Genomic DNA, 12,218 nt, shown 5'->3' with positions numbered 1-12,218 from the left:
TCCAGCCTACGCGGGCACTAGGCCGAGGCGCGTTCGTTCACGCGCTGCCCCACGACCGCCGAGACGCCGTCCTGCCGCATCGAGACCCCGTACAGGGCATCGGCGACCTCCATCGTGCGCTTCTGATGCGTGATGACGATGAGCTGACTGGAGGCGCGCAGCTGCTCGAACACCCCGAGGAGCCGACCGAGGTTCGCGTCGTCGAGCGCCGCCTCGACCTCGTCGAGAATGTAGAACGGGCTCGGGCGCGCCTTGAATATGGCGGTGAGGAACGCCACCGCCGCGAGCGATCGCTCCCCCCCCGAGAGCAGTGAGAGCCGTTCGATCTTCTTGCCCGCGGGGCGGACGGAGACCTCGATACCCGTCGTCAGGAGGTTGTCGGGGTCCGTCAGCGAGATACTGCCCGCCCCTCCCGGGAAGAGGATCGGGAAGACCTCGCCGAACGCCGTGCGGGTGTCTTCGTAGGCCGCATGGAAGATGGCCTGCATCCGATCGTCGAGCTCTTCGATGATCGTCATGAGGTCGGTGCGCGTCTTCGTGAGGTCGGCGAGCTGATCGACGAGGAACGCGTGCCGCTGCTCGAGGGCGGCGAACTCTTCGAGCGCGAGCGGGTTGACCCGGCCGAGCTGTGCGAGCTTGCGCTCGGCATCCTGCAGGCGACGGCGCTGACGATCGCGATCGAATGGTTCGGTGACGGGTTCGTCATCGTCGGTACCCGCAACCTCTACATCCTGGTCCGGACCATATTCCGCTATGAGAATCGTTTCATCTATCGCCAACTCCGACCGGACGCGATCGAGCACACCGTTCAGGTGGAGCTTCTTCTCGTGTATCTGGAGCTCGAGGGCGTGAACCCCCTCCGTCAGTCCGGCGAGCCGCTCGCGCAGCCCCGCTTCCTGACCGCGCAGGTCCTTCAACTCGGCGTTGTGCTCGGCGCGATCCTGCTCGGCACGGGCCAGCTCCAGGCGAGCCTGGGCGACAGAGCGTTCCACGGAGTCGAGCACCCGCGGCACCTCCGCGACCACTCCCCCGGCGGATTCGCGCTGCGCACGCCGGACCACGGCGCGACGAGCCGCGTCCTCGGCGGCCTTGCGCTCCGTCTCCCGCTGCCGGACCAGACCGCCCACTCGGGACTCCTGGGCACGGATCCGCTCCCGCAGCGTCTCCACGTCGAGCCGGGCCCGCATCTCCCCCTCGCGCGCCGCCTCGAGCTCTGCGAGCATGCCCTCGCGGGCCGACGCGTCGAGGATCGGGCGGGGCAGCTCCTGCGCCGCCTCGAGCTCGGAGTCGGCGCGGCGCACGGCCGCCTCGGCGTCCGCGACCGATCCCGCCGATTGGGCCACGCCCGCTTCGAGGCGCTCGCATTCGGCCGCGGCGGCCTCGTAGCGCACGGTGACCTTGTTCCGGCGTTCGGCGTCGGCCGCCAGCGCGGCGTCGTGCTCCCGTAGCGCGGTCAGCGCGTCGGCCGCGTGCCGGCGCGCGGTCGCGAGCGCGGCCTGGGCATCGCCGAGCGCTTCGCGCAGCGAGTCGGCGATGACGCGGACTTCCGCGAGACGTTCGTCGGCCGCGTCGCGCTCGGCGATGAGCGCCAGGCGGGACGGTGATCCCCCCGCCCCGCCGCGGATGAGCTGGGCGGTGGTCACCTCCCCGGCGCGCGTCACGACGGTCACCGGGGCGGCGTCGGTCAGGAGGGGCATCCGCTCCCACGCGCTCCGCGCGGCCGCGAGGTCGTCGGCGACGAACACGCCCGAGAGCATGCCCCGCACACCGTCTGGGCCGGAGACGACGTCGCTCGCGGCGATGAGTCCCTCGACGGCGGGCGGCTTGTGGCGCACGGGAGCATCCGCGACGACGACGTCGACGGTGCCGAGATCGGCGCGCGCGGCCTCTGCGAGAACGGCGAACGCGGAATCGCGCTCGTCGACGAGCAGGCCCTCGGCGACGGGGCCGAGCACGGCGGCGATGGCGGCCTCGAAGCCGGGTCGCACCTGGATCCCGTCCGCCACGAGCCCCTGCACACCCGTCAGGCCGCGATCGATGATGGCGGCCGCCGCGTTGCGCACCGTGAGCGCACGCGTGAGTGCGGCCGTCTGGGCGGTCAGCGAGTCGATCTCGCGTTCCGCGGCGTGGAGCCGATCACGCATCCCGGCCACGTGCGCCTCGGCCTCGGACACGGCGCGGCCCGCGCGTTCGTACTCGGCCGCGTGCGCGGCGTCGTCGCCGTCGGGAGGCGTGCCGAGCTGTTCGATCGCCTCCTGCGCCTCCGCGCGTCGCGCCAGCGCCGCATCCAGTGCCCCCCTCTGCCTCTGCACCGCCTCTCGCACGGCGGCGAGGGCGGATGCCGCTGCCTCGGCCCTGCCCCGCAGGGTCGTGAGCCGCATGTCATGCTCCGAGACCAGGGCACTCTGCGCGGCGATGTCGGTGTCGAGCGCGTCGAGCTCGGCTCGTGCCTGCGCCACCGCCCGTCCCGCGGCGACGGCCGCGTCCTGCGCTCCCGTCAGCCCGTCGGAGAGCTCGGAGACCTCGCGGCGCGCCTCGTCGATGTCGGCCTCCGAGACCGTAACCCCCGCGGGGGCGTCGTCTTCGCCGCCCAGCAGCGCGAGGCGCTGATTGGCGAGGGTGAAGAGGCTCCGCAGCCGCTCCTGCACCTGCTCGAGGCCGAACAGCACGCCGCGTGCGGCATCCACGCCCTCCCCGCCCGGGTCCGCCTCCAGCGCGGCCACCCGCGCGCGCACCTGCTCGAGCCGGTCCTGCAGGACGAGCCGCTCCGAGTGGCGCTCGTGCTCGGCGCGCGCGTGATCGGCGAGGGTGCGCCGCAGCTGCACGACCTCGTCGGCCAGCAGCCGGGCCTTCGCATCTCGCACGACCGCCGCGATCGACTGCGCCTCCCGCGCGATCTCCGCCTGCCGCCCGAGCGGCTTGAGCTGTCGCCGGATCTCGCCGGCGAGATCGCTGAGACGCGTGAGATTGGACTCCATCGCCTCGAGCTTGCGCAGCGTCTTCTCCTTGCGCCGCCGGTGCTTGAGGATTCCGGCCGCCTCCTCGATGAACCCGCGACGATCCTCGGGAGACGCCTGCAGCACCGCGTCGAGCCTGCCCTGCCCGACGATGACGTGCATCTCACGGCCGAGACCGGAGTCGCTGAGCAGCTCCTGCACATCGAGCAGCCGGCACGACTCGCCATTGATCGCGTACTCGCTCGCGCCGTTTCGGAACAGGGTCCGGCTGATCGTGACCTCGGAGTACTCGATCGGCAGCGCGCCGTCGGAATTGTCGATCGTCAGCTGGACTTCTGCGCGGCCGAGGGGGCCGCGGGTCGAGGTCCCCGCGAAGATGACGTCCTCCATCTTGCCGCCGCGGAGGGTCTTCGCGCCTTGCTCGCCCATCACCCACGCCAGGGCGTCCACGACGTTGGACTTGCCGGATCCGTTGGGCCCGACGATGGCCGTGACGCCCGTCTCGAGCGCGAACGTCGTCGGCTGCGCGAACGACTTGAAGCCCTTGAGCGTCACGCTCTTCAGGTGCATGGATGCGCCCCTCGGCCCCGGATCTTCACGGGTTCACGCTACCCGAGGCATCCCTCGGAGCCCGGCAGGCACCGCGCGGCCGCGCGAGGAAACCTGAGAATCCGCTTGACGGCGGCGTACGTGGGCGCTAGCGTCTGTGCTCGCGTCGGACATCGAGAGGAGGTCGCCATGATGATGCACAACACCAAGACGGGGACAGCGCCCCGCACGCACGCTCCATTCGGAGTCGTCGCCCGCGCATCGCTCGCGACCGGCCCCGTCGGCGCCTTCGGCGGAACACCCGCCCTCTCCGCGCGCTAGCGTCCGCGCCGCACCTCTGCCCGATTCCCGGGCTGCTCCGTGCATGCCGATGCCCGGGGGCATCGGTGGACCCACCCCGTGCCACGGCACGGGTCTTCGGGGCCCCCTCCCTCGCCCTTTCCTCTCCCGCCCGATTCCCCGGGTCCTCCGAAAGCGATTCCCGTGAACACCACCTCCCCTCCGCGGACAGCCGCGCACCCTCCCGATTCCCTGCCGTCGCTCCTGGCGGCGGCTCTTCCCGCGCCACCGCGCACCTCGATCCTCGATCGCTGTGCCATGCGCGTGGGGCTCTGGCTGCTCATCTGGAGCGCTCGTCCCCCTCGCACCGCCGACAGGGGCACCGGCGCCGACGCCGGCGAACGGGAGCTGCTGCGGCAGCGCGCCGTCGACCGACGCGAGCTCCGGGATGCCGACGCGGCCTGGGCCACCCGCCTGTGGATGCACGGCGCGTGACCCGCCGGTGCCCGGGCCCACGCACGGGCACCGGCCTCCCCCTCCCCACCCCTCCACGATGAGAGCACCGCGATGACATCCCTTCCCGCCGGCATCACCATCCGGCCCGTCACGATCCCCACCCGCGCCGACGATCCCGACGGCGCCGATTTCCGCGCGATGTCGGGCGTGCGCAACGCGGTGTATGAGGAGATCTCCGGGCATACCGACCATTCCATGAGCGCGGAGAGCCTCCTCCCGCACTACCGCGACGATCCGTACGAGAAGCGGATGACGTGGCTCGTCCTCGACGACGACGAGCCGGTCGGGCGCATCGGGGTGGATCTGCCGATCGAACGGGAATCGACCCTCGCGTTCGTCCTCGTCGAGCTGCGCCGCGCGGCGTGGGGGCGTGGCATCGGCGGCGCGGCTCTCGAGATGATCGAGCGGGTCGCGCGTGAGCACGGTCGGCAGACGCTGCAGACGTGGGTGGAGCATCCCGAAGCGCCCGGCGGGCGCCTGCACCCGCCGACCGGCTTCGGCTCGGTGCCGGCGGAGGACCACGCCGCGCGCTTCCTGGCCCGCCGGGGCTTCGCGCTCGAGCAGGTCGAGCGGTGCAGCGCCCTCGACCTGCGCGCGTCGTGGGATCGCGTGCGCACCCTGCGCGACGACGCGCTCGAGGCCGCCGTGGGCTACCGGGTCGTGTCGTGGACGCTGCCGACCCCGTCGGAGTTCACCGCCGGATACGCGTGGATGAAATCGCGCATGGTCACCGACGCCCCCTCGGCCGCCCTCGAATACGACGACGAGGTGTGGGATGCCGCTCGTGTCGCGACGCACGATGAGCGATACCTGGAGGCCGGGCAGACGATGCTCGTCACGGCCGCCCAGCACATCGCGACCGGTGAGCTGTGCGCCTTCAACGAGCTGGTCATCGCCGCCGACCGCTCCGAGGCGACGCATCAGGAGGACACGCTCGTGCTCTCCCGGCATCGTGGTCACCGCCTCGGGATGCTCGTGAAGTGCGAGGGGCTCCTCGCGTGGCGGGCGATCGCGCCTGATTCACCGCGCGTGCTGACCTACAACGCGGAGGAGAACCGCCCGATGCTCGACATCAACGAAGCGATCGGGTTCGCGCCGATCGCGTACGAAGGGGCGTGGAAGAAGGTGCTTCGCTGATCAGCCGGCCTCAGGCATCCGCTGGCAACGCGGGCAGAAATGGCTGGCGCGGTTGGTGAAGGCGATGCGCTCGATCGGGCGGCCGCACCGCGGGCACGGCCGCCCGCCACGACCGTAGGCGTTCAGCGAGTGGGCGAAGTACCCGGCCTGACCGTTGACGTTGACGTACTGGGCGTCGAAACTCGTGCCGCCTTCGGCGAGCGCCCGCTCCAGCACGGCCCGCACCTCCGCGAGCAGGCGTCCGGCTCGACGCGAGGAGATCGCGTCGGACGGCGTCTCGGGGTGCAGCCGGGCCGACCAGAGGGCCTCGTCCGCGTAGATGTTGCCGATGCCGCTCACGACGCCCTGATCGAGCAGCACGCGCTTTATCGCGGAGCGCGTGCGCGACACAGCCGCGACGAATGCGCGATCGCGGAAAGCGGGGTCGAGAGGGTCGCGGGCGATGTGGCGGGCCTGCGCCGGAAGGAGGGGGTCGAGAGTTCCCCGCCCCGCGGGTTCGCCGTCGTCGGTCGGGACGAGCGCGTCGACGGCGAGGGAGCCGAACGTCCGCTGGTCGGCGAAGACGAGATCGAGCTCCCCGTGCAGCGGGTGGTCCAGGCTCAGTCGGACGCGTTCGTGGCGTTCGCGGTCGGCCCCTGCCGCCCGCAGGAGCATCTGTCCGCTCATCCCGAGATGACCGAGCACCGCCTCCGGCGCTCCCTCCCCGTCGGGAGCGAGCGGGAACCAGAGGAACTTCCCGCGGCGGGCCGCGCCGAGCATTCGGCGGCCGGTCAGACGGGCGCAGAAGTCGGCCACGCCCGCCGCATGCCGGGTCAGGGCGCGGGCGTCGTCGACCACGACGGCCGCGACCGTCGCCCCGGTGACGGCGGGCGCGAGGCCCGCACGCACCACCTCGACCTCGGGGAGCTCAGGCACGGGCGCTGAGATCGCGCCAGGCCTGGAGGGCCGCCGCCATCTCGGCGGCCTTCTTGCTCGTGCCCACTCCGTCCGCTCGGACGTCCCCGACGCGCACCGTGGCGGTGAACAGGCGGTTGTGGTCGGGGCCGTCGGCGACGACCGAGTACTCCGGCGGCGGCGCCTGACGGCGCGCGGCGAGCTCTTGCAGGCTCGTCTTCGGGTCCATCGCGGCGCCGTAGCGCTCGGGGTCGTCGAGCAGCGGCTCGACGAGGCGGATGACGAGGGATGTCGCGGCATCCTGGCCCGCCGAGAGGTAGGCGGCGCCGATCAGGGCCTCCGTCGTGTCGGCGAGAATCGAGTCCTTGTCGCGACCGCCGGTCTGCTCTTCGCCTCGACCGAGGAGCACGTGCGCCCCGACGCCGACGCGTCGGGCGACCTCGGCGAGGGCGACGGTGGAGACGAGGCTCGCACGTCGTTTGGCGAGCGAGCCTTCGTCCAGATCGGGATATCTCGTGAAGAGAGTGACCGTGACGGCCTGACCGAGCACCGAGTCCCCGAGGAACTCCAGGCGCTCGTTGTGCGGGATTCCGCCGTTCTCATACGCGTATGAGCGATGCGTGAGGGCGAGAGACAGAAGCTCGGCGTCGATGTCGACGCCGAGCGTGTCTGTGAGTGGCCGTATCCCCCCAGGGGCGTCCGTCACGAGCGTCGCTGTCAGACGTCGGCGACCTTGCGGCCCTTGTACTCCAGGAACAGCTCGGTGCCCTGCGAGTCGGTGACGACCTTCGCCTGGTGGGGACGGCTGTAGACGACCTTGCCGTTCTCCACCGTCTTGACGAGCGCGGGGGCTTCCGCCTTCCACTGCGCGCGGCGCGAACGGGTGTTGGAGCGCGAGACCTTGCGCTTCGGAGGGTTACCAGCCATGGGTCATCTCTTTCGTCGGTGAGTTCTAGGGCTTCCGGCCGCCATCGGCGTCTGTCGCGGTGTACTCCGCCAGCGCCGCCCAGCGCGGATCGAGGTCGGCACGAGGTTCCGTGCCCGATCCATCCGCCATCGGCTCGCCCGTCGCGGGGTCGAGCCCCGGGCAATCCGGTCGGCAGACCGGTTGAAACGGAAGCGTCAAAACGATCGCATCCCTGACCGGAGTTTCAAGATCCACGTGGTCGTCTTGAACCTCGAGGTCAGATGTTTCCTGCCCAGGATACGCGAAAAGCTCCTGGAACTCGACTTCGACCGGCGCGGAGATGTCCGTCAGGCATCGCCCGCACACCCCGCGGTACTGCGCGTCCACCTCTGCGGTGGCCAGGATGCCCTCGTGCACCGACTCCAGCCGGGCGAAGACGTGGATCGACTCACCAGGTTCGACCGCGACGAGCGCCTCCCCCCATTTCTCCTTCAGGGGGACGTCGAGCTCGACTTCGCGCATCTCACCGGGGCGCCGGACGATGTCGCGGACGCCGATGCTGAAGGGGCCGGGGCGTGGGGATCTCACGGTCGACCATGCTACCCGCGCTCGCCCGGGCCGGGGCGGGGTCAGATGTCGCGGGCGCCCGTGTCGAGGAAGCGGGCGACCGCGGGCGGCACGTACGGCGAGACGTCCCCGCCGAGGGAGGCGACCTGGCGCACGAGCGAACTGGAGACGAGCGCGTGGGCGGGATCGGGAAGCAGGAAGACGGTCTCGACGGAGGCCAGATGACGATTGACGATCGCCATGGGCGTCTCGTAGGCGACATCCACCTGCGAGCGGATGCCCTTCACCAGCACCCCCGCTCCGACATCGCGCGCGTAGTCCACGAGCAGCCCGACGCTCCAGGAGGCGACGACCACGTCGCTGTCGATGTCGCTCTCGGCGATCGACTGCTCCAGCAGGCTCAGCCGCTGCGCGATCGGCAGCATCGCCGCCTTGCCCGGGTTGTGCACGACGAGCACGTGCAGCCGGTCGTACAATCCCGCGGCGCGCCGGATGACATCGAGGTGGCCGAGCGTGGGCGGATCGAAGGAGCCCGGCACGACGGCGATCCGGTTGTTCACCCCTCGAGACTACCCGCGGAGCGCGCTCGCGCCGTCAGGCCCGGGCCATCGCCGCGCGCTCGGCGACATCCAGGCGGCGCTCTATCGCCGACGACAGCCCCGTGTGGCGACTGAGGGCCGGATCCTCCTCGAGGATCCGCTCCGCCTCGTCGCGCGCGAGACCGATGAGTGCCGCGTCATCGACGACCCGCAGCAGGCGCAACGACGATCGAGCGCCGGACTGCAGGTCGCCCAGCACGTCGCCCTCCCCGCGCAGCTCCAGATCGATCTCGGCGAGCTCGAAGCCGTCGGAGACGCGCGCCACGGCCTCCACCCGGGAGCGAGCGGGCGACCCGCCCGCGGCCTCCGTCACGAGCAGACAGAGGCCTGCGACGCTGCCCCGTCCCACCCTCCCGCGCAGCTGGTGGAGTTGCGAGACCCCGAAGCGGTCGGAATCGAGCACGACCATCGTCGACGCGTTCGGCACGTCCACGCCGACCTCGATGACGGTCGTCGCGACGAGCACATCGATCTGCCCCGCGGCGAAGGAGCGCATGATCGCATCCTTCTCCTCCCCGGGCATCCGGCCGTGCAGGGTTGCGACGCGGATCGAGCCGAAGAGAGGATGCCGGCCGAGCAGGTCCGCTGCCTGCGCGACGCCCCACCGCGGCTTCGCCGGTGCGCCCTCCGCGACCGGCGCGTCGGCCGCGTCGGCATCGTCATCCCGTGCGGCCGCCGTCGAGGCCGTCGGATCGATCGCGGGGCAGACGACGAACGCCTGGTGCCCCTTGCCGACCTCTTCCGCGACGCGCGCCCAGACGCGATCGAACCATCCCGGCTTCTCGGCGACCGGCGCGACGAAGGTCTCGATGCCGGCGCGCCCCGTGGGCATCGACCGGATCGTCGACACATCGAGGTCGCCGAACACGGTCATCGCGACGGTGCGCGGGATGGGCGTGGCCGTGAGGACGAGGGCGTGAGGACTCGTCCCCTTGGCCCGCAGCGCCTCGCGCTGCTCGACGCCGAACCGGTGCTGCTCGTCGATGACGACCAGCCCGAGATCGGCGAACGTCGTCTTGTCGCTCAGGAGCGCGTGCGTGCCGACGACGATGAGCGCCTGCCCCGACGCGACGCGGAGCGCGGCCTTGCGTCGCTCCGCGGTGCCCTGCTGGCCCGTGAGCAGGGTCGGCATCAGAGCGGGGGCGAGGTCGGGCCCGAGCATGCGGGCGATCGATCGGAGATGCTGGCCCGCGAGCACCTCGGTGGGGGCGATGAGCGCGGACTGCCCCCCGGACTCGGCCACCTGCAGCATCGCGCGCAGGGCGACGAGCGTCTTGCCCGATCCCACCTCGCCCTGCACCAGGCGGTTCATCGGCCACGGGGTAGTGAGATCTGCCGAGATCTGATCGCCGACGCTGATCTGGTCGGTCGTTCGTTCGAAGGGAAGGGCGGCGTCGAACCGGTCGAGCAGGCCCCCGGTCTCGCTGGCACGGGTGGTCGCGGAGAGCGCCCGCACGAACTGGCGCTGCTGCAGCAGCGCCGTCTGCAGGACGAGCGCCTCGTGCATCCGCAGCGTACGGCGGGCGGCATCGACGTCCGCGTCGGTCTCGGGACGATGGATGCCGCGCAGCGCATCGGCGAAGGGGAGCAGCTGCATCCGCTCTCGCATCTCGCCGACGAGGGGGTCGTCCAGACCTCCGAGCGAGTCGAGCACGAGATCGACCGCCTGCGAGATCTTCCAGCTCGGCAGGGACGAGGTCGCGGGGTAGATGGGGATCATCGCGTTGGAGAACGCCGCGGTCGTGCGCAGCGTGTTCTCGACATCGCCGTCGAAGAGCACGTAGTCGGGGTGCGCGAACTGCCGGCCGCTCTTGTACTGCCCGACCTTCCCGGAGAAGATCCCCCGGCGACCGGGTCGCAGCTCGGACATCCGCCACTGCTGATTGAAGAAAGTCAACGACACCTCGCTGAGACCGTCGCCGATCACGACCTCGAGCAGCGAACCGCGCCGCTGCCGCATCGCCCGCTCGCTCACCCTGCGGATCTCCGCGACGATCGTGACGTTCTCGCCCAGCGGTAGCGAGTCGATGGGCGTGAGGTCGCCGCGGCGCGCGTACCGGCGCGGATAGTGCGAGAGCAGATCGCCGACCGTCTGCATCTGGAAGGCTCGGCCGAGAGCCGCCGCCGTCTTTCCGCCCACGACGCCGTCCAGGCGCGATTCGAGGCTGAGCGAGGGCACGACCCGAGTCTAAGGTCGGCCTCCGACGCTGGGGGAAGGCGTCGCCTCGCTATCGTGAGGGTGTGACACGCATCATCGCCGGACGCGCCGGATCGCTGCCGCTGGCGGTTCCCGCCGCGGGAACGCGACCCACGAGCGACCGGGTGCGCGAGTCGCTATTCGCGGGACTCGAGTCGGCGGATGCGATCGAGGACGCGCGGGTGCTCGACCTCTACGCCGGATCGGGCGCGCTCGGCCTCGAGGCGCTCAGCCGCGGCGCGGCATCCGTCGATCTCGTGGAGAAGGCGTCTCCCGCAGCGGCCGTCGCCGAGCGCAACGCGCGGCGGGTCGCGGCTGCGGTCGGCTCAGGCGACGCGCGCGTGCACCGCATGTCCGCCGAGGCGTTCCTGCGCTCCACGTCGGCCACGTGGGACCTGGTGTTCCTCGACCCGCCCTACGACCACACCGATGCGGCACTCACCGACGCGCTCGCGGCGCTCGTGCCCCACCTCGGCGCTCGCGCCACGGTCATCCTCGAACGGTCGCGGCGCTCCCCCGTGCCCACACTTCCCGAGGGCCTGCAGCACCGCAGGGAGAGGCGCTACGGCGACACCACGCTGTGGTGGGTCTCCGTCGCATCCTGACCGCGGTCAGCCCGAGCGCCCGTCCCAGTCGCGATAGGGGTCCCATCCGCCGTCGGCGGCCGCTCCGTCGACGTTGACCGCCGGCCCGTCGCCGCGCGCGGGCACGGCGCGACCGATTGCGCGGAATCCCTCCGGCAGTTCCCGCCCGTCCGGGAAGGTCGCCAGCAGGCCGTGATCCTCGCCCCCCGACACCGCCCAGGCGCGGTGCGGGCCGAGCGCCGCCCCGTCGATGTCGAACGAGACGCCGGATGCCGCCGCCATGCGCGCCGCGTCGCGGGCCAGACCGTCGGAGACGTCCATCATGGCGGTCGCGCCCGCATCCGCGGCGACGGGACCGAGGGCGACGGGCGGCAGCGGACGCAGCTGCGCATCGAGCGCTCGGGCGTCGTCGGGCACCAGCCCGGACCGGTCGACCGGGACAGGCCTCCCGTCGGCGTCACGGAAACGGTCGAAGAGCACCGAGAGGCCGCGGGCGGCCTGCCCCGCCTCCCCCGCCAGGGCGAGCACGTCCCCCGCACGGGCCCCGTCCCGCCGAACCGCCTCCCTCTCCTCGAGCTCGCCGAGCGCCGTCACCGCGATGGTGAGCGTGGGCGAGACCGTGAGGTCGCCGCCCACCACCTCGCACCCCGGCGCGAGGCGGTCGCACGCGTCGCGGAGCCCGTCGGCGAGGTCCAGCACGAACGACAGCCGCGTCTCGGCAGGCAGCGCGAGCGCCACGAGGAGCGCCGTGGGACGCGCGCCCATCGCCGCGACGTCGGCGAGGTTCACGGCGGCGGATTTCCACCCGAGGTCGTACCCGCTCGACCACGCGAGACGGAAGTCGGGGCCCTCGACGAGCGTGTCGGTGGTCGCGACGACCCGGCCCGCCATCGCGAGCACGGCGGCATCGTCCCCGGGGCCGACGAGAGCGCGAGAGCCGCCCAGACGCTCGAGGATGCCGCGGAGGATGATCGCTTCGGACAGCTCGCCCACACGCGGGTCCTCCGGCAGCACGCTCATCCCCCCACGGTA

Annotated in this window: 12 protein-coding genes; 4 read left to right on the top strand and 8 right to left on the bottom strand. The window is 71.8% G+C overall.

The window, feature by feature from the left end; all coding sequences use genetic code 11:
- Window positions 1-17: 17 nt before the first annotated feature.
- Complete coding sequence (gene smc, locus RYJ27_RS04800; RefSeq protein WP_330171610.1) at window positions 18-3,527, bottom strand: chromosome segregation protein SMC; 3,510 nt, start codon at window positions 3,525-3,527, stop codon at window positions 18-20.
- A 168-nt stretch (window positions 3,528-3,695) separates the two neighbouring features.
- Here smc and RYJ27_RS04795 point away from each other — a divergent pair, with 168 nt between their 5' ends.
- From RYJ27_RS04795 to RYJ27_RS04785, 3 genes are all read left to right on the top strand, one after another.
- Entirely contained in the window at window positions 3,696-3,827 is a 132-nt protein-coding gene (locus RYJ27_RS04795) for a hypothetical protein (protein WP_330171609.1), read from the top strand.
- A 162-nt stretch (window positions 3,828-3,989) separates the two neighbouring features.
- Complete coding sequence (locus RYJ27_RS04790) at window positions 3,990-4,280, top strand: hypothetical protein (RefSeq protein ID WP_330171608.1); 291 nt, start codon at window positions 3,990-3,992, stop codon at window positions 4,278-4,280.
- A 72-nt stretch (window positions 4,281-4,352) separates the two neighbouring features.
- Window positions 4,353-5,438, top strand: coding sequence for a GNAT family N-acetyltransferase (locus RYJ27_RS04785; protein WP_330171607.1), 1,086 nt, complete (start codon window positions 4,353-4,355; stop codon window positions 5,436-5,438).
- On the opposite strand, the gene mutM is transcribed toward RYJ27_RS04785, so the two are convergent.
- From mutM to RYJ27_RS04755, 6 genes are all read right to left on the bottom strand, one after another.
- Complete coding sequence (gene mutM, locus RYJ27_RS04780; RefSeq protein WP_330171606.1) at window positions 5,439-6,353, bottom strand: bifunctional DNA-formamidopyrimidine glycosylase/DNA-(apurinic or apyrimidinic site) lyase; 915 nt, start codon at window positions 6,351-6,353, stop codon at window positions 5,439-5,441.
- A complete protein-coding gene (gene rnc / locus RYJ27_RS04775; protein ID WP_330171605.1) occupies window positions 6,346-7,038 on the bottom strand; it encodes a ribonuclease III in 693 nt (230 codons plus the stop codon). Before rnc ends, mutM begins: the two co-directional genes overlap by 8 nt.
- An 11-nt stretch (window positions 7,039-7,049) precedes the next feature.
- Window positions 7,050-7,259, bottom strand: a complete 210-nt coding sequence (gene rpmF, locus RYJ27_RS04770; protein WP_050721097.1) for a 50S ribosomal protein L32 — start codon at window positions 7,257-7,259, stop codon at window positions 7,050-7,052.
- A gap of 25 nt (window positions 7,260-7,284) precedes the next feature.
- The gene (locus tag RYJ27_RS04765; protein WP_330171604.1) at window positions 7,285-7,761 is read right to left on the bottom strand and encodes a YceD family protein; all 477 of its coding nucleotides are present in this window, start codon (window positions 7,759-7,761) and stop codon (window positions 7,285-7,287) included.
- Window positions 7,762-7,868: 107 nt separating this feature from the next.
- On the bottom strand, window positions 7,869-8,366 hold the full coding sequence (gene coaD, locus RYJ27_RS04760; RefSeq protein WP_330171603.1) for a pantetheine-phosphate adenylyltransferase: 498 nt from the start codon (window positions 8,364-8,366) through the stop codon (window positions 7,869-7,871).
- Between the two features lie 34 nt (window positions 8,367-8,400).
- Window positions 8,401-10,584 (bottom strand): ATP-dependent DNA helicase RecG, encoded by a 2,184-nt coding sequence (locus tag RYJ27_RS04755; RefSeq protein ID WP_330171602.1) that lies wholly within the window; start codon window positions 10,582-10,584, stop codon window positions 8,401-8,403.
- A gap of 62 nt (window positions 10,585-10,646) precedes the next feature.
- On the opposite strand from RYJ27_RS04755, the gene rsmD reads away from it, so the two are divergent.
- The gene (gene rsmD / locus RYJ27_RS04750; RefSeq protein ID WP_330171601.1) at window positions 10,647-11,207 is read left to right on the top strand and encodes a 16S rRNA (guanine(966)-N(2))-methyltransferase RsmD; all 561 of its coding nucleotides are present in this window, start codon (window positions 10,647-10,649) and stop codon (window positions 11,205-11,207) included.
- 6 nt (window positions 11,208-11,213) lie between these two features.
- Here the strand turns inward: rsmD and thiL are convergent, their stop codons facing one another.
- Window positions 11,214-12,206: a thiamine-phosphate kinase gene (thiL, locus tag RYJ27_RS04745; RefSeq protein WP_330171600.1), complete on the bottom strand. Its 993-nt coding sequence runs from the start codon at window positions 12,204-12,206 to the stop codon at window positions 11,214-11,216.
- Window positions 12,207-12,218: the final 12 nt, after the last annotated feature.

The sequence above is a fragment of the Microbacterium limosum genome, assembly GCF_036324365.1.
Taxonomy (GTDB): Bacteria; Actinomycetota; Actinomycetes; order Actinomycetales; family Microbacteriaceae; genus Microbacterium; species Microbacterium limosum.
This window is presented reverse-complemented; position numbering and strand designations above follow the sequence as displayed.

Bases quoted from the DNA above. Each gene is read 5' to 3' on its own strand.
- smc (WP_330171610.1), bottom strand. From the start codon at position 3,527: ATGCACCTGAAGAGCGTGACGCTCAAGGGCTTCAAGTCGTTCGCGCAG.
- RYJ27_RS04795 (WP_330171609.1), top strand. From the start codon at position 3,696: ATGATGATGCACAACACCAAGACGGGGACAGCGCCCCGCACGCACGCT.
- RYJ27_RS04785 (WP_330171607.1), top strand. From the start codon at position 4,353: ATGACATCCCTTCCCGCCGGCATCACCATCCGGCCCGTCACGATCCCC.
- rpmF (WP_050721097.1), bottom strand. From the start codon at position 7,259: ATGGCTGGTAACCCTCCGAAGCGCAAGGTCTCGCGCTCCAACACCCGT.
- RYJ27_RS04765 (WP_330171604.1), bottom strand. From the start codon at position 7,761: ATGCGCGAAGTCGAGCTCGACGTCCCCCTGAAGGAGAAATGGGGGGAG.
- thiL (WP_330171600.1), bottom strand. From the start codon at position 12,206: ATGAGCGTGCTGCCGGAGGACCCGCGTGTGGGCGAGCTGTCCGAAGCG.